Source organism: Paracoccus sanguinis, assembly GCF_900106665.1.
Lineage (GTDB): Bacteria > Pseudomonadota > Alphaproteobacteria > Rhodobacterales > Rhodobacteraceae > Paracoccus > Paracoccus panacisoli.
The window spans coordinates 653,573-676,138 of record NZ_FNNA01000001.1; the positions used below are offsets into that span (position 1 = coordinate 653,573).

Annotated in this window: 20 protein-coding genes and 1 tRNA gene; 10 read left to right on the top strand and 11 right to left on the bottom strand. The window is 71.8% G+C overall.

The window, feature by feature from the left end; genetic code table 11:
• Window positions 1-5 precede the first annotated feature (5 nt).
• The 7 genes from BLW17_RS03205 to BLW17_RS03235 all read right to left on the bottom strand — a co-directional run bounded on the left by BLW17_RS03205 (window position 6) and on the right by BLW17_RS03235 (window position 8,517).
• Entirely contained in the window at window positions 6-1,442 is a 1,437-nt protein-coding gene (locus BLW17_RS03205; RefSeq protein ID WP_081969026.1) for a UDP-N-acetylmuramoyl-tripeptide--D-alanyl-D-alanine ligase, read from the bottom strand.
• The gene (locus tag BLW17_RS03210) at window positions 1,439-2,926 is read right to left on the bottom strand and encodes a UDP-N-acetylmuramoyl-L-alanyl-D-glutamate--2,6-diaminopimelate ligase (protein WP_414811493.1); all 1,488 of its coding nucleotides are present in this window, start codon (window positions 2,924-2,926) and stop codon (window positions 1,439-1,441) included. Before BLW17_RS03210 ends, BLW17_RS03205 begins: the two co-directional genes overlap by 4 nt.
• A gap of 10 nt (window positions 2,927-2,936) precedes the next feature.
• Window positions 2,937-4,739 (bottom strand): peptidoglycan D,D-transpeptidase FtsI family protein, encoded by a 1,803-nt coding sequence (locus tag BLW17_RS03215; protein ID WP_036730722.1) that lies wholly within the window; start codon window positions 4,737-4,739, stop codon window positions 2,937-2,939.
• A 5-nt stretch (window positions 4,740-4,744) separates the two neighbouring features.
• Complete coding sequence (ftsL, locus tag BLW17_RS18915; protein ID WP_074826068.1) at window positions 4,745-5,314, bottom strand: cell division protein FtsL; 570 nt, start codon at window positions 5,312-5,314, stop codon at window positions 4,745-4,747.
• Window positions 5,314-6,288, bottom strand: coding sequence for a 16S rRNA (cytosine(1402)-N(4))-methyltransferase RsmH (gene rsmH / locus BLW17_RS03225; protein WP_036710052.1), 975 nt, complete (start codon window positions 6,286-6,288; stop codon window positions 5,314-5,316). The genes ftsL and rsmH overlap by 1 nt, the downstream gene beginning before the upstream one ends.
• Window positions 6,288-6,800 (bottom strand): division/cell wall cluster transcriptional repressor MraZ, encoded by a 513-nt coding sequence (mraZ, locus tag BLW17_RS03230; protein WP_036730708.1) that lies wholly within the window; start codon window positions 6,798-6,800, stop codon window positions 6,288-6,290. The genes rsmH and mraZ overlap by 1 nt, the downstream gene beginning before the upstream one ends.
• Window positions 6,801-7,413: 613 nt before the next feature.
• The gene (locus BLW17_RS03235; protein WP_036730705.1) at window positions 7,414-8,517 is read right to left on the bottom strand and encodes an Mrp/NBP35 family ATP-binding protein; all 1,104 of its coding nucleotides are present in this window, start codon (window positions 8,515-8,517) and stop codon (window positions 7,414-7,416) included.
• Window positions 8,518-9,187: 670 nt separating this feature from the next.
• Between BLW17_RS03235 and BLW17_RS03240 the strand changes: the two genes are divergently transcribed.
• Window positions 9,188-9,964, top strand: coding sequence for a 23S rRNA (adenine(2030)-N(6))-methyltransferase RlmJ (locus BLW17_RS03240; RefSeq protein ID WP_036730703.1), 777 nt, complete (start codon window positions 9,188-9,190; stop codon window positions 9,962-9,964).
• Here the strand turns inward: BLW17_RS03240 and BLW17_RS03245 are convergent.
• From BLW17_RS03245 to BLW17_RS03255, 3 genes are read right to left on the bottom strand one after another with little or no spacing between them, the layout of a single operon-like run.
• On the bottom strand, window positions 9,949-10,392 hold the full coding sequence (locus BLW17_RS03245) for a GFA family protein (RefSeq protein ID WP_170835573.1): 444 nt from the start codon (window positions 10,390-10,392) through the stop codon (window positions 9,949-9,951). The genes BLW17_RS03240 and BLW17_RS03245 overlap by 16 nt on opposite strands.
• Before the next feature lie 10 nt (window positions 10,393-10,402).
• Complete coding sequence (locus tag BLW17_RS03250) at window positions 10,403-10,747, bottom strand: hypothetical protein (protein ID WP_052171758.1); 345 nt, start codon at window positions 10,745-10,747, stop codon at window positions 10,403-10,405.
• On the bottom strand, window positions 10,744-11,679 hold the full coding sequence (locus BLW17_RS03255; RefSeq protein ID WP_052176104.1) for a DnaJ C-terminal domain-containing protein: 936 nt from the start codon (window positions 11,677-11,679) through the stop codon (window positions 10,744-10,746). Before BLW17_RS03255 ends, BLW17_RS03250 begins: the two co-directional genes overlap by 4 nt.
• Before the next feature lie 126 nt (window positions 11,680-11,805).
• Here BLW17_RS03255 and BLW17_RS03260 point away from each other — a divergent pair, with 126 nt between their 5' ends.
• From BLW17_RS03260 to BLW17_RS03300, 9 genes are all read left to right on the top strand, one after another.
• Window positions 11,806-12,198 carry a hypothetical protein gene (locus tag BLW17_RS03260; protein WP_139305892.1) on the top strand — a complete coding sequence of 131 codons (393 nt, stop codon included), beginning with the start codon at window positions 11,806-11,808 and terminating at the stop codon, window positions 12,196-12,198.
• Between the two features lie 54 nt (window positions 12,199-12,252).
• A complete protein-coding gene (locus BLW17_RS03265; RefSeq protein WP_074826261.1) occupies window positions 12,253-14,550 on the top strand; it encodes a 4Fe-4S binding protein in 2,298 nt (765 codons plus the stop codon).
• A complete protein-coding gene (gene nosZ, locus BLW17_RS03270) occupies window positions 14,547-16,523 on the top strand; it encodes a TAT-dependent nitrous-oxide reductase (protein ID WP_036730695.1) in 1,977 nt (658 codons plus the stop codon). Before BLW17_RS03265 ends, nosZ begins: the two co-directional genes overlap by 4 nt.
• 2 nt (window positions 16,524-16,525) lie before the next feature.
• On the top strand, window positions 16,526-17,932 hold the full coding sequence (locus BLW17_RS03275; RefSeq protein WP_036730693.1) for a nitrous oxide reductase family maturation protein NosD: 1,407 nt from the start codon (window positions 16,526-16,528) through the stop codon (window positions 17,930-17,932).
• Entirely contained in the window at window positions 17,898-18,812 is a 915-nt protein-coding gene (locus tag BLW17_RS03280; protein WP_036730690.1) for an ABC transporter ATP-binding protein, read from the top strand. Before BLW17_RS03275 ends, BLW17_RS03280 begins: the two co-directional genes overlap by 35 nt.
• Window positions 18,809-19,627, top strand: coding sequence for an ABC transporter permease (locus tag BLW17_RS03285; RefSeq protein WP_036730687.1), 819 nt, complete (start codon window positions 18,809-18,811; stop codon window positions 19,625-19,627). The genes BLW17_RS03280 and BLW17_RS03285 overlap by 4 nt, the downstream gene beginning before the upstream one ends.
• Window positions 19,624-20,196 carry a nitrous oxide reductase accessory protein NosL gene (locus tag BLW17_RS03290; RefSeq protein ID WP_036730684.1) on the top strand — a complete coding sequence of 191 codons (573 nt, stop codon included), beginning with the start codon at window positions 19,624-19,626 and terminating at the stop codon, window positions 20,194-20,196. The genes BLW17_RS03285 and BLW17_RS03290 overlap by 4 nt, the downstream gene beginning before the upstream one ends.
• The gene (locus BLW17_RS03295; protein WP_036730681.1) at window positions 20,193-21,137 is read left to right on the top strand and encodes an FAD:protein FMN transferase; all 945 of its coding nucleotides are present in this window, start codon (window positions 20,193-20,195) and stop codon (window positions 21,135-21,137) included. Before BLW17_RS03290 ends, BLW17_RS03295 begins: the two co-directional genes overlap by 4 nt.
• A gap of 224 nt (window positions 21,138-21,361) precedes the next feature.
• Window positions 21,362-21,438: transfer RNA gene (locus tag BLW17_RS03300), tRNA-Met, on the top strand.
• Window positions 21,439-21,689: 251 nt separating this feature from the next.
• On the opposite strand, the gene BLW17_RS17615 is transcribed toward BLW17_RS03300, so the two are convergent.
• Entirely contained in the window at window positions 21,690-22,349 is a 660-nt protein-coding gene (locus BLW17_RS17615) for an XRE family transcriptional regulator (RefSeq protein WP_139305893.1), read from the bottom strand.
• Window positions 22,350-22,566: the final 217 nt, after the last annotated feature.

Consider the following 22,566-nt stretch of genomic DNA (forward strand, 5'->3'; position numbering starts at 1 on the left):
TCAGTTCAGCGTCGGGTCGGGATCGCGGCCGGGTCGGGCGGCGCGGCGTCGGGCGCGCCGTCGCCCGGGCGGTCCGGGGGCGCGCTCTGCCGGGATTTGCGCAGCGCGTCAACCACGCTTGCTACCCGCGACCCCTTGGAGCCCTTGACGAACACCACGTCGCCCGGCCGGGTCAGCTCGTCCACGCGGGCGCTCAGCCCGGCGGCGTCCTCGGACCAGAGCCCGCGCCGGTCGGCGGGCAGCGCATCCATCAGCGCCCGCATCCGCGGGCCGCAGGCGTGGACCAGCGCAACCTCTTGCAATTGCCGGTAATCCGCGATGGCCGCGTGCAGCGCCAGCTCGTCGGCCCCGAGTTCCAGCATGTCGCCGAGGATCGCCACCCGGCGGCCCGGCGGCATCCCCGCGAGGGTGGCAAGACCCGCGGCGAGGCTTGCCGGGTTGGCGTTGTAGCTGTCGTCGATCAGCGTGATTTCGCCGATCCGCTCGACCCCGCCGCGACCTTTGTAGGGGCGCCAGTCGGCCAGCCCCTCGGCCGCGCGGCGCGGATCAGCGCCGAGCGCGGTGACGGCGGCCAGGACGCCGACCGCGTTCATCACGAAATGCGCGCCCGCGGTGGCGAGGGTGAAGTCGAGCGTCTCGCCCAGCACCCGCGCCCGCACCTGCGTCACGCCGTCCGCGGCGGTGGCGCTGAGCGGCTTGGCCATGCCGTCACGGCCGAAGCCCACGATGATGGCGCCCGCCCGGTCGGCGGCGTCGCGCAGGATCTGGGTCACGCCCAGATCCTCGGGCAGGATGGCGTGGCCCGCGGGCTCGAGCCCCTCGAAAATGGACGCCTTTTCCACGGCGATCCCGTCAAGGCTGCCGAATGCCTCCATATGCGCGGGCGCGACGGTGGTGATCATCGCCACGTGCGGGCGGGCCATGCGGGCGAGGGGCGCGATCTCGCCGGGGTGGTTCATCCCCAGTTCGAGAATGGCGAAATCGGTGTCGGCCGGCATCCGCGCCAGCGTCAGCGGCACGCCCCAGTGGTTGTTGAGGCTCGCCTCGGCGGCGTGGACGCGGCCCTGCGGGGCCAGCGCCGCGGCGGCCATGTCCTTGGTCGAGGTCTTGCCGACCGAGCCGGTGATGGCGAGCACCCGTCCCTGCGTCCGCGCCCGCGCCGCCCGGCCCAGCGCCTCGAGCGCCGGGACCACGTCCGCCACGACCAGCAGCGGCGCGTCCGCGGCCACCCCCTCGGGGATGCGGCTGACCAGCGCCGCGGCCGCGCCCTTCTCGAGCGCCTGGGCCACGAAATCATGCCCGTCGCGGGCGTCCTTCAGGGCCACGAACAGATCGCCCGGGCGGATCGTGCGGGTGTCGATCGAGAGCCCCTCGGCCACCCAGTCGGTCGTCGCCCGGCCGCCGGTGGCGGCGGCGGCCTCGGCTGCGGCCCAGAGGCTCACAGCTTGCCATCCAGCGCCGCGACGGCGACCGAGGCCTGCTCGGCGTCGTCGAAGGGGAACACGTCGCTGCCGACGATCTGGCCCGTCTCGTGGCCCTTGCCGCAGATCAGCGCGGCGTCGCCGGGCTCGAGCCCGTCCACGGCGCGCAGGATCGCCTCGGCCCGGTCGCCGACCTCGGTCGCCTCGGGGCCGGCGCCGGCCATGACCTCGGCGCGGATCGCGGCCGGGTCCTCGGTCCGGGGGTTGTCGTCGGTGACATAGACCACGTCCGCGAACTGCCGCGCGGCCTCGCCCATCAGCGGGCGCTTGCCGCGGTCGCGGTCGCCGCCGGCGCCGATCACCGCGACGATGCGACCCATGACGTGCGGGCGCAGCGATTGCAGCGCCGCGATCACCGCGCCGGGCTTGTGGGCGTAGTCGACGAACACCGCCGCCCCGTTGTCGCGCTGCGCCGCGAGCTGCATCCGCCCCCGCACCGTGGTCAGCCCCGGCAGCGCCGCCAGCACCTGCGCCGGGTCCGCCCCGGTGGCAAGGCACAGGCCCGCCGCGCAGAGCACGTTCTCGGCCTGGAATCCGCCGATCAGCTCGAGCCGGACCATGTGGACCTGCCCGGCCAGCGAGAACCGCAGCTCCTGCCCGGTGGCGTCGTAGCGCTGGCCGAGGATGCGCAGGTCGCAGTCCTCGCCGCGGCCATAGGTGGTGACGCGCAGCCCGCGGGCGCGGGCGATGGCCTCGGCCTCGCGCCCGCGCGGCTCGTCGGTGCAGATCACCGCCGCCGCCCCGGGTTCGAGGATGTGGCTGAACAGCAGCGCCTTGGCGGCGAAGTAGCTGTCGAAATCCTTGTGATAGTCGAGGTGGTCCTGGCTGAAGTTGGTGAACGCCCCCGCCGCGACCCGCACCCCGTCCAGCCGGCGCTGGTCGAGCCCGTGGGACGAGGCCTCCATCGCCGCATGGGTGACGCCGGCGGCCGCGGCCTCGGCCAGCACCCGGTGGAGGGTCACCGGCTCGGGCGTGGTGTGGGCGAGGCGGGCAGAATAGTCGCCCTCGACCCCCATCGTGCCAAGGCTGATCGCCTTGTGGCCCAGCGCCTGCCAGATCTGCCGGGTGAAGTTGGTGACCGAGGTCTTGCCCGAGGTGCCGGTGACGGCGACGACCGTCTCGGGCTGGGCCGCGAACCACAGCGCCGCCGCACCGGCCAGCGCGGCGCGGGCATCCTCGGCCACGACCAGTGCTGCGTCCGATCCCGCCAGCGCCTCGGCGGCCAGCGCCACGCCCTCGCGGTCGGTCAGGATCGCCGCCGCGCCCTGGCGCAGCGCGAAGGGGATGAACTCGCCCCCGTGGGTGGCCGATCCGGGCAGCGCGGCGAACAGGTGCCCGTCGCGGACCTGGCGCGAATCGACCGAAATCCCCGTGATCGCGGGGTCGCGCCCGTCCGCCGCCCGCAGCCCCAGCCCTGTCAGTTTCTTCTCGCTCTGCACCCGCAGCCCCTTGAGGTTATCTCGACGAGACCCTTACGGCATCGCTGGCGCGAGGTCCAATCTCGGGCAGCGCCGCGCCCTCGGGCTTCAGCCCCAGCATCGGTGTCAGCCGCTGGATCAGCGCCGCCGCGACCGGGGCGGCGGTGGCGCCGGCGGTGCGCAACTCGCCCCCGCCCGCCGCCGAGACCGAGGGCTCGTCGAGCGAGACGACCAGCACGTACTCGGGCTTGTCGGTCGGATAGATCGCCGCGAAGGTCGAGACGACGCGGCTCTTGAAATACCCGCCGCCGGGCTTGGGCTTGTCGGCGGTGCCGGTCTTGCCGCCCACAGAATAGCCGGTGACCTCGGCGGCCTTGGCCGTCCCGCGGGTCACGACCCCGCGCAGCAGGTCGCGCGACGCCGCCGCCGCCTGCGGCGACAGCACCTGCTCACCCTGCACGGGCTGCTTGCGGTGGACCAGCGTGGGCCGCACCCGGCGCCCGTCGTTGGCCAGCGTCGCATAGGCCGAGGCGAGGTGCAGCGGGCTGGCCGCCAGCCCGTGCCCGAACGCCACCGTCGCCGCCGTCACTGCCGGCCAGCGGCGCGGCACCAGCGGCTTGCCGGTCGGCGCCTCGGTCATCTCGACCGGGGTCGGCTCGAAGAACCCGAGGTTCTTGAGGAACCGCTGCTGCCGCTCGGCCCCCAGCATCTGCGCCACCCGCACCGTCCCCACGTTCGAGGACTTGGCGATGATGTCGCGCACCGACAGCTGGCCGCCGTAGTTGTGGAAGTCGTGGATCAGGTACTTGCCGATCTTCATCGGCGAGTTGGCGTTGATCATGGTGTTGGCGTTGACGAGCTTTTCGTCGATCGCCTGCGCCACCGGGAAGATCTTGAAGGTCGAGCCGAGCTCGTACTGGCCCTGCACCGCCCGGTTGAAGAGCGGGCTATCCGAGGGATCGCCCTTGAGCAGCGGCCGCGGCCGGTCGTTGGGGTCGAAGTCGGGAAGGCTCGCCATGGCGATGATCTCGCCCGACTTCACCTCCATCAGGATGCCGGTCGCGCCCTTGGCGGACATGACCTTCATGCCGTTGGCCAGCACCTCCTCCATCGCCGCCTGCGCGGTCAGGTCGATGGAAAGCTGCAGCGGCGCGCCGCCGTTCGCGGGGTCGCGCAGCCAGCCGTCGAAGGCCTTTTCCACCCCCGCCATGCCCAGCACCTCGGCCGAGCTCACGCCCTCGTTGCCGAACTGCGAACCGCCGAGGATGTGGCTGGCGAGCCGCCCGTTGGGGTAAAGCCGCATCTCGCGCGGGCCGAAGACCAGCCCCGGCTCGCCGATGTCGTGGACGGCCTGCATCTGCTCGGGGCTGATCTTCTTCTTGATCCAGACGAACTTGCGCTCGCCCGTCAGGTCGGCCCTGAGGCGCTTGGCGTCTAGGTCGGGGAAGATCTTGGCCAGCTTCGCCGCCGCCGTCTCGGGGTCCACGAGGTCACGCGGGTGGGCATAGAGCGCGTGGGTCGAGAGGTTCGTGGCCAGCACCCGGCCGCGGCGGTCCACGATGTCGGCGCGCTGCGACATGATCTGCGCGCCCGAGGTCTGGGCGCGCGGCTCGACCGGCTGGCTCGAGGCGAGGGTGCCCATCTTGACCCCCACGGTCCCGAAGGCGAGCACGAAGCCCAGCACCATCCAGCGCAGCCGCCCCTCGGCCCGGCGCCGCGCGCGGTCCTGGATCTCGGCGTGGCGACGGGCGCGCAGCTCGGCTTCGATCTCGTCGGGGTCCTGGCCCTTCTGGCGGGCCGAGAGGATGCGGGCGAGCGGGCGAAGGGGGGTGCGGATCATCGGCGTCACTCCTCGGTCTCGGCGGGGTCGGCGGCAGGGTCGGTGGCGGGGTCTTCGGCGGTCGTCACGGCGGCGTCGGCCGGCGGCTCGGCCTCGTCCATCGGCTCGGCGTCCAGGGATTCGGGTTCGGCGGCCTCGGGCGCGGCGTCCGTGGTCGGCGCGGCCGCGGCCCCGTCCGCCGCCGGGCGGCGCGGGCGGGGCGGCGGGGCGCCGCGGTTCTGCGAGGGCACCGGATCGAGCAGATCCTCGCCCGCCGCCGCGTCGGCCGCGCCCGCCGCCACGGCGTTCGGGTCGGGATAGTCCACGTTGCGGGCATTGCCGAACTGCGTCGCCTGCACCGGGCCGAGCCGCAGCCGGTCGAAGTTCATGTCCACCAGCGCCCGCAGCCGGTCGGGGCGGTTGAGATAGGCCCACTCGGCCCGCAGCACCCCCAGATCGTCGCGCAGCCGGGCGATCTCGTTCTGGACCGCCTGCATCTCGTCGATCTGGGCCTGGGTACGGTAGTTCTCGCGGTAGGCCCAGAACGCCAGCCCCATCACCGCCAGCACCGTCATCAGATAGACCAGCGCCCGCATCAGCCCGCCCCCGGCAGGGTCGGCAGCCCCAGCGCGGCCGGATCCGCGCTGCCCGCGGGCGCGTCGGTGCGCACGGCCACACGCAGGAAGGCCGAGCGGGCGCGGGGGTTTTCGGCCAGCTCGGCGTCGTCGGCGCCGATGGCGCGGCGGAACGGCAGGGTGAAGGCGGCGGCGCCGTGGACCACCTCGGGCGCGTAGCGGCTGCCGCCGCCGGCGGCATTGGCGCGGGACTGCATGAAGCGCTTGACGATCCGGTCCTCGAGCGAGTGGAAGCTGACCACCGCCAGCCGCCCGCCGGGGGCCAGGGCACGCTCGGCGGCGGCGAGGCCGGCGACGAGCTGGCCGAACTCGTCGTTCACCCAGATGCGGATCGCCTGGAAGCTGCGGGTGGCGGGGTGGCTCTGGCCGGGCTTCGGGCGCGGCAGGCAGGACTGCACCACCTCGGCCAGCTGGCCGGTGGTGGACAGCGGCCGCGCGGCGACGATGGCGCGGGCGATGCGGCGGGCGGCGCGCTCTTCCCCGTAATGATAGAGGACGTCGGCGATCAGCGCCTCGTCGGCGGAATTGAGCAGGTCGGCGGCGCTGTCGCCGTCCTGCGCCATCCGCATATCGAGCGGCCCGTCGCGCAGGAACGAGAACCCGCGCTGGGGCTGGTCGAGCTGCATCGAGCTGACGCCGAGGTCCAGCACCACCCCGTCCACCGGCCCGCCGGCGAGGGCGTCGAGGTCCGAGAACGTCCCCTGCACCAGCCGCAGCCGGTCGCCATAGTCGCCCGCCCAAGGCCGCGCCATGTCGAACACCGCCGGGTCGCGGTCGATGCCGATCACCTGCGCCGCGCCCGCGTCAAGGAGGCCGCGCGCATAGCCGCCGGCGCCGAAGGTGCCGTCCACCCAGACGCCCGACACGGGCGCGACCGCGGCCAGCAACGGGCGCAGCAGCACCGGGACGTGCGGCCCCTCGGCCGGCCCCGCCATCAGACGGCCGCCTCGGCGCCCTGGGGCGGGGGCAGCAGCGACAGGGGATCGGCCCCGGGCTCCAGCGCCGGCATCGCCGCGGCGATGGCGGCGAGGTCGGCCTCGTGGGTCTCGGGCGTCGAGAGTTTCAGATAGTCGCCCTGGGCGAGGAAGAAGCAGCGGTCGTCGAGCCCGATCTTCTCGCGCAGCCGCTGCGGCAGGACGAGGCGGCCGTCGGCGTCGATCTCGGCCTCTTCCGAGAGGCCGTTCATCAGCGTCTCGAGAAAGCTGCGCTCGGCCGAGCCGCGGGCCATGCGGCTGATCGCGGCGTCGATCTCGTCGATCGCCTCGACGGTGTACAGCCGCAGGCTGGTCCAGTCGGTGAAGCCATAGACGACGATGAGCTGGGCGCGCTTGCGGGCCTCGAAATCGGGGTCGGCGGATTCGAAGACGCGGCGAAACCGGGCGGGGATCGAGATGCGCCCCTTGGCGTCGACCTTGACCTCCTCCGAGCCTCTGAACCTGCGTGCCACGGCCCGCGTCCTTCCACTGTCCCTGCCCCAGATTGAGAAAGGGCGGATCGGGCCGCTGCCACTGCCCGATCCGCCGCCCTCGTCCCATCTCTGGGCCCCGAAGTTTCGGGGATCGCCCGGCTTTTTCGCGCCACCTGGGGGAGGTGCTGCTCGCGCGCGGCCAGGTCGGTTCACGGATGGCGGGGTGCCTGTATGAAGCCTGCCTTGGCTGGGGTCTTGCTGCCCCTTGTCAGCCCGTCGTCCGTAGGCAGAGGGATGGCATGGGAAAGCATGGGAAGCAACGGTTTTGTTCGCCCCCGTCGCGGGCGATCACGCGCGCGTCAGCCGGAACGGGCCGGGAACATCGGGGTGGTCGGGGGTTGGATGCGACAGATATTGAAGCCGCAAGGGCAGCATTCAACTAGATGTTGTGGCGGTTTTGGTGTGGCAGAATAGTGGCAGGTTTTCCCAGACCGACAGAAATCGGCCCACCCGCGGCGCCCTGCCCGCCAACTCGCGACCAAGGCCACGCGCGGATCACGGCCCCTCACGCGGCCGCGATTCGCTGTCCGGGCGGCGCGGTGGCCGCGCCGTCCCAGGCTTTCCCAGCGGTCTTTCCCGTGTTTTCCCGGCCTCAGGCCATCCCGCCCTGCACCAGCCGATCGGCCAGCCGCGCATAGGCGTCGGCCACCGGCCCGGCCGCCAGCGCCGCGGGCTGGCCCGAATCGCCGCCCAGCCGCACCGACAGGTCGAGTGGGATCTCGCCAAGGAACGGCAGCCCGCGGGCCTGCGCCTCGGCCGCGACGCCGCCGTGGCCGAACAGATGCGCCTCATGCCCGCAGTTGGGGCAGACATAGGCGCTCATGTTCTCGACGAGCCCCAGCACCGGGGTCTTGAGCTTGGCGAACATGTCGATGGCCCGCCGGGCGTCGATCAGCGCCACGTCCTGCGGAGTCGAGACGATGATCGCGCCCGTCACCGGCGCCTTCTGGCACAGGCTCAGCTGCACGTCGCCCGTCCCCGGCGGCAGGTCCACCAGCAGCACGTCGAGATCGCCCCACTCGACCTGGTTCAGCATCTGCTGCAGCGCGCCCATCAGCATCGGGCCGCGCCAGACGACCGCCTCGCCGTCCTTCATCATCAGCCCCAGCGACATCATGGTGACGCCGTGGGCGTGGACGGGAATGATCCGGTCCCCCTCGCTGCGCGGCCGCTCCGAGACGCCGAGCATCCGCGGCTGGCTGGGGCCGTAGATGTCGGCGTCGAGCACCCCGACCCGCCGTCCGGCGCGGGCCAATGCCACGGCGAGGTTGGTGGTCAGCGTGGACTTGCCGACCCCGCCCTTGCCCGAGCCGATGGCGACGATCCGGGCGACGCCGGGGATCGCCTGCGGCCCGGCCTGCGGGGTCGGGTGGCGGCCGATGGTCAGGCTGGGCGGAGCGCCCGCCCCTGCTGCCCCCGGTTGGCCCGAGCGCGCCGCGACCTGCGGCCGCGCCCCGGCCGGGGCGGTGGTGACGATGCTCACCCGCGGCACCCCGAGCGCGGTCAGCCGGCGTTCGGCCTCGGCGCGGGCGGGGTCGAGGGCGCGGGCGAACTCGGCGTCAGGCGCCTCGATCACGAAGCGGACCTCGTCGTCCGAGATCGTCAGCGCCCGGATCATGTCGGCCTCGGCCAGGGTCCGGCCGCCGGGAATCGGCACCTGCGCCAGTTCCCGCATCACCTCGTCGCGCGTCGCCATGTCCGGTTTCCTCTGTCGCTTGTCAGACCCGATATAGGCGGGCACCGATTCGACGACCAGTGCCGAGCGCCGGGGCGGCGCGAGAGCGGGCGTGCACCCTGTCCAATGCCGCTGCGCAGCATTTGATGCCCCGCGCGGCCCCGGACGTTGCGTCAAACACATGATATTCGGATGAGAAATCCAGTTTATTAACCTTTAGGCGCGGTTTTTGAGCCGAATATGAGCGTTTCTTCGCCGGTTCCGTTCGCAGCCATGCACTAATTGCATATCTGTTAGCGCCAAATGGCCATTGTGCGTTCGCAGCATACAGGCCAGATTGCCTGCAAGGAACACGAGCCGATCTCCTCCCCGGCAGATGTTCCGAATGCAGCCGGACCCCTCCTCCTCCCTGGGTTCGCGTTGTCGGCGGCGGCCCCTCTCCTCCTCCCCGGGGTCGCCGCTTCCCTTCCCGCCGGGTCAGCGCGGGAACGAGATACGACGGCCCTTCCTCCTCCCCGGGCCGGACGTGGCGATGGCGACCGACCTCCTCCCCGGTTCCATCGCAACGGATACGCGGCCCTCCTCCTCCCCGGGCCAGCGTTGTGCGGCGGCGCCCCTCCTCCTCCCTGGGCGCCGCCGCTTTTCATTCCGACCCTTTCCTTCGACGGCCGTGCGGATTACCCCCGATCCCATGTTGTCCTATCAGCACGCATATCACGCCGGAAACCTGGCCGACGTGCACAAGCACGCGCTGCTGGCCGTGGCGCTGGCGCGGATGGTCGAGAAGCCCAAGCCGCTCACCTACCTCGAGACCCACGCCGGGCGCGGCCTCTATGACCTCGGCGCCCCCGAGGCGCGGCGCACGGGCGAGGCCGCCGCCGGGATCACCCGCGCGCTGGCCGAGGGCTGGCTGCCCGAGGGCCACCCGTTGCGCACGGCGCTCGAAGCGGTCCGGGCGGCGCACGGGCCGGACGCCTATCCCGGTTCGCCGCTGGTGGCTGGGGCGCTGCTGCGGCCGGGCGACCGCGCGCATCTCGCCGAGCTGCACCCGGCCGAGTTCGCAGCGCTTCAGGCGGTGGCGGGGTTCGCCGACCTGCGCCACGAGGACGGGTTCGCCATGGCCAACGCGCTGCTGCCGCCGACCCCGCGGCGGGGGCTGCTGCTCATCGACCCGAGCTATGAGGTCAAGGCCGACTATGACCGGCTGCCGGGCTGGATCGGGCGCATGGCGGGCAAGTGGAACGTCGGCGTGATCGCGCTCTGGTATCCGATCCTGAGCGACGCCCGCCACCGGCCGATGGCCCAGGCGCTGGCCGCCGCCCACCCGGAGGCGCTGCGCTCCGAGGTGCGGTTTCCGCCGGCGCGGCCGGGGCACGGGATGGTCGGGTCCGGGATGGTGGTGCTGAACCCGCCGTTCGGGCTCGAGGTCGAGGCGGCGCGGCTCGCGGCGATTTACGCCGGGCTGTAGCGCAGCCGCCCGGCCTCGCGCGACACGCCGCTGTCGGCCGGGTGCGCCTCGCCGTCCATCACCGGCAGGTCGAAGAAATCGAAGGGCGACACCCCGTCGAGGCAGGCCGCGTTCACCGCCAACTGACCGGGGACCGAGCGGCGCGCGTGGTGGGTCGGGATGCCGCAGATCCCGCAGAACCAGTGCTGCGCAGTGCCGGTGTTGAAGCGGTAGTCGCGCAGGCTCTCGCCCGAGATGAGCGTGAAGCCGCCGTCGGCGACGGTGACCGCGACCGTCCCCTTCATCCGGCAGAAGGAGCAGGTACAGCGCCGCGCCGTCCGAAGCCCGTCGGCGAGCCGCACCCGGAACCGCACCGCGCCGCAGTGGCATCCGCCCTCGGCCTCGGCCATCGCCGGGTCGGGGCCGCCGTCGCGCAGCGTGACGCTCATCCTGCGGCGCTCAGCGTTCGATCACGACCACGCGGGCGATCACCTCGCGCAGGCGGGCCCGGGTCTCGGGTGGCTCTTCGGCGAGCGCCCCCAGCACCGCGCGCATGTCGCCGCGCATCCCGTTCAGCTGGTCGATCAGCGACAGCACCAGCCGCAGCGCCTCGTCATGCAGCTCGAACGCCTCGTCGAGGTCGAGCGCCAGCCGCAGCCGCGCCGCGTCGATGTCGGCAAAGCGCGGCTCGGCGTCGGCCTTGAGCGGGCGCACCACGCCGGCCTCGGTCAGCGCCGCGAGGCGGTCGGCGGAGAGTTCGGGAATCAGCGCGAGCAGTTCCTCGCGCGACATCGAGCGGCTCATCGTCCCCTCCCCTTGTCGGCGCGCGGGTCATAGGGATGGCCCTCGTGCCAGCGCCGGATGAAGCTCTCGAGCTCGTCGTCGATCACCGGCGGCAGCATGATCCGCAGCTCGACATACTGGTCGCCGCGCTTTCCGCCCTCGCCCTTCAGCCCGCGGCCGCGCAGCCTGAGCTTGCGCCCGGACGAGGCGCCCGCGGGCACCGTCAGCTTCACCGGCCCGTCGAGCGTCTCGGCCTCGACCTTGGCGCCCAGCACCGCCTCGTCGAGCGAGATCGGCAGGATGGTGATCACGTCGTCGCCGTCGCGCCGCCAGTCCGGGTGGTCGGCCACCGTGACCTGCAGCAGCGCGTCGCCGGCGGCGCCGTCGCCCATCCCCGCGCCGCCCTTGCCGCGCAGCCGGATGGTCTGGCCATCGCGCGTCCCGGCCGGGATCGCCACGTCAAGCATGTTGCCGTCGGGCAGCGTGATCCGCGTCGTGCCGCCCCGCGCGGCGGTCAGGAAATCGACCTCGAGCGTATAGCGGTGGTCCTGCCCGCGCATGTCGAAGCTGCGCGCGCCCCCGCCGCCCCGGCGCCCGGCCCGCGCGCCGCCGACGCCATCGCCGAAGAGGTCGGCGAACACGTCCGAGAAGTCGCCGTAATGCGCCTGCTCGCGGTAGGGGTTGCCCTGCGCCTCGGCGAAGTCGCGATAGTAGCGGCGCTGCGGCCGCTCCTGCCCCTGCGCGTCGATCTCGCCCCGGTCGAAGCGGGCGCGCTGCTCGGGGTCCTTGAGCAGGTCATATGCGGCCGAGGCGGCCTTGAAGCGCTCCTGCGCCGCCGGGTCGTCGTTCAGGTCCGGGTGGTCGGACTTGGCGATCTTGCGATAGGCCTTCTTAAGCTCGGCCTCGGTCGCCGTCCGCGAAACGCCCAGCGCGGCATAGGGGTCGTCGGCCATCCGTTATCCTCTTTCCCGTCACGGCCCGAACGCAGCCGGGCCCCTGCCGTTTCCCTGCCCCGTGACGCGCCGCAAGGCAAGCGCGGGGTGCAGCGCGGCGTCGCGCCGGGGCGCTTGACTGATGTCATGGCAGCGACGGGTGCGGGGCGTATCACCCGGACCATGTTCCGGGCCGTCCTGACATTTCTTGCCGTCTGCGCGCTGGGCCTCGCCCCCGTGGCGACGCTCGCCCAGCCGATGCGCGGCGAGGGCGTCGCGGTCGTGCTGTGCGCCGAGGCCGGCGCGGTCACGGTGGTGATCGGGCCGGACGGCCATCCCGAGCCCGCCCGCGCCCCCGCCTGCCGGCATTGCCCCGACTGCCTGCCGCAGCCGCAACCGGTTGCGGGTCACTTTCCCCCGCCCGCGCCCGAGCGCGGCGCGGAGTTCGTCCGGCTTGGCCGGTCCCTGCCGCGTGCCCAGCCCGTGCCGGGCCGCGAAGCACAACCCTTCCCCGCGCGAGGCCCCCCGAGGGTGACCTGAATGATGCGTCTTGTCCGTACCCTTTCGCTTCTCTGCCTCGCGCTGGTCCTGCTGATGCCGCAGCCGGGCCGCGCCCAGACGACCCCGGGCGCGCCGGCCCCGGCGGCCGCGGCGGCCAACACCGCCGCCTCGCATCTGGCGCAGCTTCTGCCCGACCTCGCCCCCGGCGACATCGTGCCGGGCGCCGACGGCTTCGGGCCGATCCGCCCCGACCTGGCGGTGGCGCCGGTGATGCGCGGCGCGGATCAGCTCGGCTGGGTCTACATCACCTCGGATTTCGTCGGCACCACCGGCTATTCCGGCAAGCCGATCCACACCGCCGTGGCGGTGGACGCGGACGCCAAGGTGCTGGGCGTGCGTCTGGTGAAGCATTCCGAGCCCATCGTCCTGATCGGCATCCCGAACGAGAAGATCCAGGAGATGGCGGCGGGCTACGTCGGCCTCGACCTGCGGGCCGAGGCGCAGGCCGGGGGCTCGGCCCACAAGCTCAACATCATCTCGGGCGCGACCGTCACGGTCATGGTGATCGACGATTCGATCGTCCGCTCGGGCCTGCACGTCGCCCGCGCGCTGGGGCTGGGCGGTCTGGGCGCCGCGCCCGCGCAAGCCGCCGCTGCCGCGGGCCCGGTGATGGAGCTGAACCCCGACGCGAAGGCCGCCACCGACTGGGCGACGCTCGAGGGGGACGGCACCGTGCGCCGGCTGGCCATCGACGTGGCGACGGTCAACCAGACCTTCGCCAACCACGCCGACCCCCGCGCCCGCGAGCGCCCGCTGACCGAGCCGCCCGAGACCAGCTTCATCGACCTGCGGCTCGCGCTGGTCAGCGAGCCCTCCATCGCCCGCGCGCTTCTGGGCGAACAGGGGGCCAAGAACCTCGCGGAATGGCTCAAGCCCGGCGAGCACGCGATCATGGTGCTCGGCAACGGGCTCTATTCCTTCAAGGGCTCGGGCTATGTCCGCGGCGGCATCTTCGACCGCATCCAGCTCATGCAGGGCGACAGCTCGGTGCGGTTCCGCGACCGCCAGCACCGGCGGATGAACGCGCTCGCCGCCGAGGGCGCGCCGAAGTTCACCGAGATGGACCTGTTCAAGATCCCCGCCGACGCGGGCTTCGACCCGGCCAAGCCGTTCCGGCTGCAACTGCTGGTGTTCCGGCAGGTGGCGGCCATCGACAAGGCCTTCACCACCTTCGAGATGGACTACCAGCTGCCCGCCGCCTATCTGCGCGCGGCCCCGCAGCCCGCCGCCGCGGCCCCTGCCCCGGCCCCTGCCCCGACGGCAGCCGCCGCCGCCCCCGCGCCCGCAGCGCAGGGCCAGGCCACCACGCCGCTCGCCGCCGCGCCGCCGGCCGAGGTCATGGCCCAGGCGGCGAATGCCGAGGCCGACGCCCAGGCCCAGCTCTGGAAGCGCATCTGGGAGGCGAAGACCCCGCAGATCGCCGCGCTGCTGGTGATGCTGGGGGTGCTGACGCTCGCCTTCTTCTTCCAGGACTACCTGTCGCGCTCGGCCCGCGCGGTGGCGGTGTTCCGCTACGCCTTCCTGACCGTCACGCTGGTGTGGCTCGGCTGGATGATGAACGCGCAGCTTTCCGTGGTGAACATCCTCGCGCTGTTCAACTCGCTCACCACCGGCTTCTCGTGGCAGGCGTTCCTGCTCGATCCGCTGACCTTCATCCTGTGGTTCGCGGTGGCGGCGGCGCTGATCTTCTGGGGCCGCGGCGCCTATTGCGGCTGGCTCTGCCCCTTCGGCGCGCTGCAGGAGCTGACGAACCACATCGCCCGCCGCCTGGGTGTGCCGCAGTGGCGCCTGCCGTGGGGGCTGCACGAGCGGCTGTGGCCGGTCAAGTACATGATCTTCCTCGGTCTCTTCGCGGTCTCGCTGATGAGCCTCGACCGCGCCGAACATCTGGCCGAGGTCGAGCCGTTCAAGACCGCGATCATCCTCAAGTTCGTGCGCGAGTGGCCCTTCGTCCTTTACGCCGCTTGGCTGCTGGTCATGGGGCTGTTCGTCGAACGCTTCTACTGCCGCTATCTCTGCCCGCTGGGGGCGGGGCTGGCGATCCCGGCGCGGATCCGCATGTTCGACTGGCTGAAACGCTATCGGGAATGCGGCAACCCCTGCCAGACCTGCGGGGTCGAATGCATGGTCCAGGCCATCCATCCGACCGGGCAGATCAACCCGAACGAGTGCCTGAACTGCATGCATTGCCAGGTGCTCTACCACTCGAAAGAGAAATGCCCGGTCGTCCAGCGCACGCTGAAACGCCGGGAAACCGCTTCGGCCAGCGCGGCATCGCTGGACCGGATCCTGAACCATCCCAACATCAAGGCAAAAGGGGAACTGACATGAGCGAGACCAACGGCATCAGCCGCCGCGGCCTTCTGGGCGCCACGGCCGGCGTGGGGGGGCTGGCGGCCCTCGGCGGGGCCGGCGCGGCGCGGCTGGGACTGATGGGCGGCGCGGGCGCCGCGGCGCTGGCCACCGCCTCGGCGACCCCGGCCGCGGCGCAGGCCCCGGCCGAGGGCGCGACGCCGTGGATCCTGCATCCGGGCGAGCTGGACAGCTATTACGGGTTCTGGTCGTCCGGGCAGACCGGCGAGGTGCGCATCCTCGGCATCCCCTCGATGCGCGAGCTGATGCGGATCCCGGTGTTCAACCGCTGCTCGGCCACCGGCTGGGGGCAGACCAACGAATCGCTCAAGGTGCTGACCGAGACGATGACCGACAAGACCCGCGCCTACCTGGCCGCGCAGGGCAAGAAGGTCCACGACAACGGCGACCTGCACCACGTCCACATGAGCTATACGGACGGCACCTACGACGGCAAATACCTGTTCATGAACGACAAGGCGAACACCCGCGTGGCGCGGGTCCGCTGCGACGTGATGAAGTGCGACAAGATCCTTGAAATCCCGAACGCCAAGGGGATCCACGGGATGCGTCCGCAGAAGGTCCCCTCGTCCAAATACCTCTTCTGCAACGGCGAGGACGAGGCGCCGATGGTCAACGACGGCTCGGTGCTGGACGATCCGTCGAAATACATCAACTTCTTCAGCGCCGTGGACACCGAAACGATGACGGTGGCCTGGCAGGTGATCGTGTCGGGCAACCTCGACAACTGCGACGCCGACTATGAGGGCAAGTACGCCTTCTCGACCTCGTACAACTCGGAAATGGGCGTGAACTCGGCCGAGATGATGGAGAGCGAGCTGGACCACGTCGTGGTCTTCAACCTTGAGGCCATCGAGGCCGCCATCGCCGCCGGCGACTATGAAGAGGTGCAGGGCGTCAAGGTTCTGGACGGACGCAAGGAAAACGCGGCCAAGAAGCTGACCCGCTACATCCCGATCCCGTCGAACCCGCATGGCTGCAACATGGCGCCCGACAAGAAGCACCTGTGCATCGGCGGCAAGCTGTCGCCCACGGTCAGCGTGATCGACGTGACGAAACTGGCCGACGTGTTCGAGGACAAGGCCGAGCCCGCGTCGGTCATCGTCGCCCAGCCCGAGGTCGGGCTTGGTCCGCTGCACACCGCCTTTGACGGCAAGGGCAACGCCTTCACGACGCTGTTCCTCGACAGCCAGGTGGTCAAGTGGAACATCGAGGACGCCATCAAGGCCCACAACGGCGAACAGGTGGACCCGATCCGGCAGAAGCTGGACGTGCACTACCAGCCGGGCCACCTGAAGACCTCGATGGGCGAGACGCTGGACGCGGACGGCCGCTGGATGGTCTGTCTGTCCAAGTTTTCCAAGGACCGCTTCATCAACGTCGGCCCGCTGAAGCCGGAAAACGACCAGCTGATCGACATCTCGGGCGACGAGATGAAGCTGGTCCATGACGGCCCGAACTTTGCCGAGCCCCATGACGCGATCGCTGTCCGCGCCGACATCATGTCGAACATCAAGTCGGTGTGGGACCGCAACGACCCGTTCTGGGCCGACACCCGCAAGCAGGCCGAGGCAGACGGCATCAACCTCGACGAATGGACCGACCAGGTGATCCGCGACAAGGACGACCCCAAGAAGGTCCGGGTTTACATGTCCAGCCAGGCGCCGAACTTCAGCCTCGAGAAGTTCACCGTCAAGGAAGGCGACGAGGTCACGGTCATCGTCACCAACCTCGACGATCTGGACGACCTGACCCACGGCTTCACCTTGGGCAACCACGGCGTGGCGATGGAGATCGCGCCGCAGGCCACCGCGTCGGTCACCTTCACGGCGGCGATGCCGGGGGTCTACTGGTACTATTGCCAGTGGTTCTGCCACGCCCTGCACATGGAGATGCGCGGCCGGATGCTGGTCGAGCCGAAGACCGCCTGACCATGCGCCACGCCCTCGCCCCCCTGCTCGCGCTCGCCCTCGCGCTCGTGCTGCCCGGCCCCGGCCGCGCGGCCGAGCGTGCGGTGGCGCCGGGCGCGGGGGCGCTCGCGGCGGCCATCGCGGCCGCCGCCCCGGGCGACGTGCTGACCCTGTCGCCGGGCCGCCATGACGGCCCGGTGACGCTCGACAAGCCGCTGACGCTGCAGGGCCCCGGCACCGCGCCGGTGACCGGCCCCGCCGGCGCCGCGCCGCTTGAGACGCGCGCCCCCGACCCCGCCACCGAGGCGGTGATCGACGCGCACGGCACCGGCTCTGTCATCACCATCACCGCGCCCGACGCGGTGGTGCGCGGCCTGACCCTCACCGGGTCGGGGTCGTCGCACCAGGACATCGACAGCGGCGTGCAGGTCAAGAAGGGCGGCGACCGGGCGGTGGTTGAGGGCAACCGCATCGTCGGCAACCTCTACGGCGTCGACGTCCACGGCGGGCAGGACGTCACCGTGCGCGGCAACCTGATCGAGGGCCGCCGCGACCGGCGCATGAACGACCGCGGCAACGGCGTCTATGTGTGGACCTCGCCGGGGCTGGTCGTGGACGGCAACGTGATCGACTCGGGCCGCGACGGCATCTACGTCACCATCGGCCGCAAGCTGACCTTCACCCGCAACCGCTTCACCAACCTGCGCTTCGCCGTCCACTACATGTACGCCCACGACAGCACCATCGCGGGCAACGTGTCGCTCTCGAACCACCTCGGCTATGCGCTGATGTATTCCGAGCGGCTCAAGGTGCGTGACAACGTCAGCCTGAACGACCGCGCGCAGGGGCTGATGTTCAACTACACCAACAACTCGGACGTGACCGGCAACCTGATCCGCGGGGCGGAAAAGGGCGTCTTCGTCTACAACTCGCACCGCAACATCATCGCCGGCAACCGCTTCGAGGGCTGTGACATCGGCATCCACTTCACCGCCGGGTCCGAGAAGAACGCCATCACCGGCAACGGCTTCCTGGGCAACCGGACGCAGGTGAAATACGTCGGCACCCGGGATGTGGAGTGGAGCCTCGAGGGTCGCGGCAACTATTGGTCGGACCATGCGAACTTCGACCTGAACGGCGACGGGATCGCCGACAGCCGGTTCCGGCCCAACGACCTGATGGACCACGTGCTGTGGTCCCAGCCCGCGGCCGCGCTGCTGACCGGCTCGCCGGTGGTGCAGCTCGTGCGCTACAGCCAGTCGAGCTTTCCCGCGACCCTGCCCGGCGGGGTGGTGGACAGCTTCCCCCTGATGGCGCCGCCCGCAGTCGCGCTTTCGCCCGAGATCGAGACCGCCGCCGCCGCGGCCAAGGCCGCCCGCGCGGCCCAAGGACAAGATGATGAGCAGCTTGACCCTCTCACGGCTCACTAGGCGCTTCGGCGCGGTGACCGCACTCAATGACGTGACGCTCGAGGTCGCCCCCGGCGAGCGGGTGGCGCTTCTGGGCCACAACGGCGCGGGCAAGTCCACGCTGATGAAGATCGTGCTGGGGCTGATCCCCGCGACCTCGGGCGAGGTGCGGGTGCTGGGCGCCGCCCCGGGCAGTGCCGCGGCCCGCGAGGGCACGGCCTACCTGCCCGAGAACGTGGCCTTCCACCCGGCGCTGACCGGGCGCGAGCAGATCCGCGCCTATCTGGCGCTGCGGCGCGAGCCCGCGCGGCTGGCGGGCGACCTGCTCGCGCGGGTGGGGCTGGCGGATGCCGCCGACCGCCGGATCGGCACCTATTCCAAGGGGATGCGGCAGCGCGTAGGCCTGGCACAGGCGCTGATCGGGCACCCGCGGCTGCTGGTGCTGGACGAGCCGACCTCGGGCCTCGACCCCGTCTCGCGGCGCGAGTTCTACGCCCTGCTCGACGAGCTGGCGGCGGGGGGCACGGCCGTGCTGCTCTCGTCCCACGCGCTGACCGAGGTCGAGGCGCGCACCGACCGCATGGCGATCCTCGCGCACGGGCGCCTGGTGGCGCTGGGCGCGATGGAGGCGCTGCGGGCCGAGGCCGACCTGCCGGTGGTCTTCCTGCTCACCCCCGCGCCCGGGCACGAGGACGCGCTGGCCCAGGCCTTCCCCGAGGCCGAGCGCAGCCCCGGCGCGCTGCGGCTGGCGGTGCCGCGGGCCGGCAAGCTCGCCGCGCTGGCCCGGGTGGGCGCGGCGCAGGCGTGGCTCGCCGACGTGGACATCCAGCCGCCGAGCCTCGAGGACATCTACGCCCGTATCAGCCGCCGCGATCTGCCCGCGCAGGAGGTCGCCGCATGACCCGCATCCTCGCCCTCGCCCGCGCCGAGCTGCGCATCGCCGCCCGCAATCGCTGGGTGCTGATCGCCGTGGCGCTCATGGGCCTGTTCTCGCTGGCGCTCGCGGCCGCGGGCTCGGCCCCCTCGGGCGCGCTCGGCGCCGACCGGCTGTCGGTGGTGGTGGCGTCGCTCACCAGCCTCGCCGTCTATCTCGTGCCGCTGGTCGCGCTGCTGATGTCCTTCGACGCCGTCGCGGGCGAGGTCGAGCGCGGCACCCTGCCGCTTTTGCTGACCTATCCGGTCACCCGCGCGCAGGTGCTGGCGGGCAAGTTCCTCGCCCATCTGGCGATCCTGACGCTGGCGATCGCCGTGGGCTACGGCCTCGCCGCCGCGGCCGCGCGGCTGGGCGACGCCGGCGCCGCGCGGGGGGTGCCGGCGCTGATCCGGCTCGGCTGGACCTCGGTGCTGCTCGGGGCCTCGTTCCTCGGCGCGGGCTACCTCGCCTCGGCGCTGTCGCGCCGGCCGTCGGGCGCGGCGGGGATGGCGATCGGGATCTGGCTGGTCGCGGTGGTGCTCTACGACCTCGCGCTGCTGGGCCTCATCGTGTCGCAGGGCGGCGAAGCGCTGGGGCGCGCGCTGCCGGCGCTGCTTCTGGCCAACCCCGCCGACGCCTTCCGCCTCTACAACCTCGGCGCCAGCGAGGCGACCGCCGCCGCCGCGGGCCTCGGCGGGGCGGCGGCGACCATCCCGCTGTGGCAGGCGCTGGTCTCGCTGGTGCTCTGGCCGCTGGTGACGCTGGGCCTCGCCACCGCCGCCTTCCGCCCGGTGACGCCGTGAGGGCCGCGCGCACCCTCGCGCTGCTCCTCGCGCTCGCCGCCTGCCGCGAGGAGGCCGTGGCCCGCCCCGATCCGGTCCCGATGACCGCCGAGGCGGTGGGGCATTTCTGCCAGATGAACCTGCTCGAGCATCCCGGCCCCAAGGCGCAGGTGCATCTCAAGGGCATGACCCATCCGCTGTTCTTCAGCCAGGTCCGCGACGCCGCCGCCTTCCGCCTGCTGCCCGAGCAGGAGGGTGAGATCACCGCGATCTACGTCAGCGACATGGCCGCCGCCCCGTGGGAGGCGCCGGGCGCGATGAACTGGATCGACGCGGAGGCGGCCTTCTACGTCACGGGCTCGGACCAGGCGGGGGGCATGGGCACGCCCGAACTGATCCCCTTCGGGACCGAGGGCGCCGCGCGCCACTTTGCCGGCCGCCACGGCGGAAGCGTCGCGCGGCTCGACGCGATCCCGGCCGAGGTGGTGCTGGCCCCCGACGGCCCCGCCGGGACCAGCGAGACCCAGGACGACAGCGATTTCGCCGCGCGCCTCAAGGCGCTGTCGGCCGAGCAGGAGAAACAGCCATGACCCTCAGCCGCCGCCGCTTCATCACCATCGCCGCGCTGGGCGCGCTCGCCCCCGCCGCGGTGCAGGCTTTGGGTGCGGGGGGTGCGGGCGTGGCGCTGCCGGTCACCGACTGGCGCGGCATCGCGCTGGGCGCCGAGGCGCGGCTGATCCTCGCCCATCCCGACGCCGACCGACTGGTGGCGGCGGCGCTGGACGAGTTGGCGCGGCTCGAGCGCATCTTCAGTCTCTACCGGACGGATTCCGAACTCGCGCGGCTCAACCGCGAGGGGGTGCTGCCGGCGCCCTCGACCGAGATGGTCGAGCTGCTGACGCTGGCCGGGGTGGTCCACGGGGCGACGGAGGGGGCCTTCGATCCGACCGTGCAGCCGGTCTGGGCGGCCCACGCGACCGCCGCCGCCGCCGGCCGCGGCGTCACCGACGCCGAGCGCCGCGCGGCGCTGGCCCTGACCGGGTGGGAGGGGGTGGAGGTCACCCCCGCCCGCGTGGCGCTGGCCCGCCCCGGCATGGCCCTGACCCTCAACGGCATCGCGCAGGGGTTCATCACCGACCGGGTGGCGGCGCGGCTGGGGGCGCTGGGGCTGACCGACGTGCTTTGCGAGATGGGCGAGATCACCGCCCGCGGCGCGGCGCCCGAAGGCGGGCCGTGGCCGGTGCAGCTCAGCAACGGCCGCGCTCTGCCCCTCAGCGGCCGCGCGGTGGCCAGCTCTGCCCCGCGCGCCACGGTCTTCGACCCCGAGGGGCGGCTGGGCCACATCATCGATCCGCGGAGCGGCCTGCCCTCGGGCCAAGCCCTGTCGCTGGTCTCGGTCTCGGCGCCTTCCGCCGCGCTGGCCGACTCGCTCTCGACCGCGGGCTGCCTGCTCGGGCCGGAGGGGCTGGCGCGGGCTGTGGCCGGCTTTGACGGGGTGCGGATCGAGGCGTGCGACCCGCTGCCGGCGTGACTCTTTTGACGCCGCACGGGTGACCGCGCGTCGCGGGGAGAGAAGGCTTTTTCTGGCCGAAATACCCCGGCCCGGAGGCGCTCACGGGTGCCGCGCCGGGGCAACGGCGGCGCGTCCCGACCGCCTTGCCCGCCGCCCCATCAACGGCCATTCACCCCCGCGATTTGCGCTTGACGACCCGCGCCCCCTCGCCTAAATCCCCGGCACCCGAACGGGCACGTTGGGGCGGAGTAGCTCAGCTGGTTAGAGCAGAGGAATCATAATCCTTGTGTCGGGGGTTCAAATCCCTCCTCCGCTACCATCCCTTCCAGGACGCCTGAGATCGCGCGCCACGTGTGGGGGGGTGAACCGAACGGGACAGCGCCTGAATGCGGGTGGACGTCAGAAAGCCCAGCAATCCTTGGGGATCACCGGGCTTCGTGGCCGAAAGCGATTTTGGACGGTCTGAGCGTCAGGCGCTCATTTTACGCAGGCCGAATGGGACGGATCGAGCAGAAATGAGAACGGCCCCGGGCATCGCTGCCGGGGCCGTGTTCGTCTGCTGCGGAAAGGTCAGAGAACCCGGCCGACCCAGACGACGCGGCCGATGAGGTGGAAGCCGTCGCTTTCGGCGCGGTCGATCATGAAGGGCGCGTAGGCCGGGTTGTCGGACGCGACCTGGACGGCACCGGCCTGCATGGGCTGCAGGCGCTTGACCAGGACACTGTCATCGAGCGTGAAGGCCCAGATCGCCGGTGCGAGCTGTGTGTCGGTGGTGTCGATCATCACCAGATCGCGGTCCGAGATGGTCGGTTCCATGCTGTCGCCGCGGGCGTCCACGATGGCGAGGCCCTTGGGGCCGCGGCCCAGGCGGCGCGCGAAGAACTCGGCGGTGAAGGGGATGCTGTCGAGTTGCTCGGCGCGCTCGATGAACGCGCCGTGGCCGGCCGACAGGGCGACGTCGTACCGCGGCACGGATGGGAAATCCTCGCGGGCCTTGGCCGGCACAGCTGCCGGAGGGGCAGAGCCGGTTGCCAGCCACGCGGGATCGACGCCGGAAGCCGCGGCGATCGCCAGCACGTTGGAGAGGCTCGGATCAGCCCCACCCTTTCGCCACTTCTCGATAGCAGACTTCGAAACGCTGGCCTTTCCGGCCAGCGCCACCACTCCACCGGCGCGCCGGATGGCCTCCTCGATGCGCCCTGCGAAAGCGTCCTGTCGGTCAGTGTTCACGATAGTAAACTCTGACCAAGAGGGTCAGTGTTCGGCGCGCGGTCAGTCTTCGCAGAAATACCACGAAAAGACATAGGTTTAGCCGAAGCCGACGCCTGGGCTACACGATAGTCGAACTCTGACCGCACTTTAGTGCTTGCGCAGTTTACAAAAGTGTTCATTATCGCCCTTAGAGCAGACGTTACCCAACAGCCGGGTGCCACCGGCGCGGGAGAGA

Coding starts and splice junctions, on each gene's coding strand:
- rsmH (WP_036710052.1), bottom strand. CDS start 6,288: ATGGCGGGGCCGGCCGAGGGGCCGCACGTCCCGGTGCTGCTGCGCCCG.
- BLW17_RS03260 (WP_139305892.1), top strand. CDS start 11,806: ATGGCAGCGACGGGTGCGGGGCGTATCACCCGGACCATGTTCCGGGCC.
- BLW17_RS03280 (WP_036730690.1), top strand. CDS start 17,898: ATGATGAGCAGCTTGACCCTCTCACGGCTCACTAGGCGCTTCGGCGCG.
- BLW17_RS03275 (WP_036730693.1), top strand. CDS start 16,526: ATGCGCCACGCCCTCGCCCCCCTGCTCGCGCTCGCCCTCGCGCTCGTG.
- ftsL (WP_074826068.1), bottom strand. CDS start 5,314: ATGCGGGCGCTGGTCTATCTGATGACGGTGCTGGCGGTGATGGGGCTG.
- BLW17_RS03285 (WP_036730687.1), top strand. CDS start 18,809: ATGACCCGCATCCTCGCCCTCGCCCGCGCCGAGCTGCGCATCGCCGCC.
- BLW17_RS03255 (WP_052176104.1), bottom strand. CDS start 11,679: ATGGCCGACGACCCCTATGCCGCGCTGGGCGTTTCGCGGACGGCGACC.
- BLW17_RS03265 (WP_074826261.1), top strand. CDS start 12,253: ATGCCGCAGCCGGGCCGCGCCCAGACGACCCCGGGCGCGCCGGCCCCG.
- BLW17_RS03235 (WP_036730705.1), bottom strand. CDS start 8,517: ATGGCGACGCGCGACGAGGTGATGCGGGAACTGGCGCAGGTGCCGATT.
- BLW17_RS03245 (WP_170835573.1), bottom strand. CDS start 10,392: ATGAGCGTCACGCTGCGCGACGGCGGCCCCGACCCGGCGATGGCCGAG.
- BLW17_RS03295 (WP_036730681.1), top strand. CDS start 20,193: ATGACCCTCAGCCGCCGCCGCTTCATCACCATCGCCGCGCTGGGCGCG.
- BLW17_RS03250 (WP_052171758.1), bottom strand. CDS start 10,747: ATGAGCCGCTCGATGTCGCGCGAGGAACTGCTCGCGCTGATTCCCGAA.
- nosZ (WP_036730695.1), top strand. CDS start 14,547: ATGAGCGAGACCAACGGCATCAGCCGCCGCGGCCTTCTGGGCGCCACG.
- BLW17_RS03240 (WP_036730703.1), top strand. CDS start 9,188: ATGTTGTCCTATCAGCACGCATATCACGCCGGAAACCTGGCCGACGTG.
- BLW17_RS03215 (WP_036730722.1), bottom strand. CDS start 4,739: ATGATCCGCACCCCCCTTCGCCCGCTCGCCCGCATCCTCTCGGCCCGC.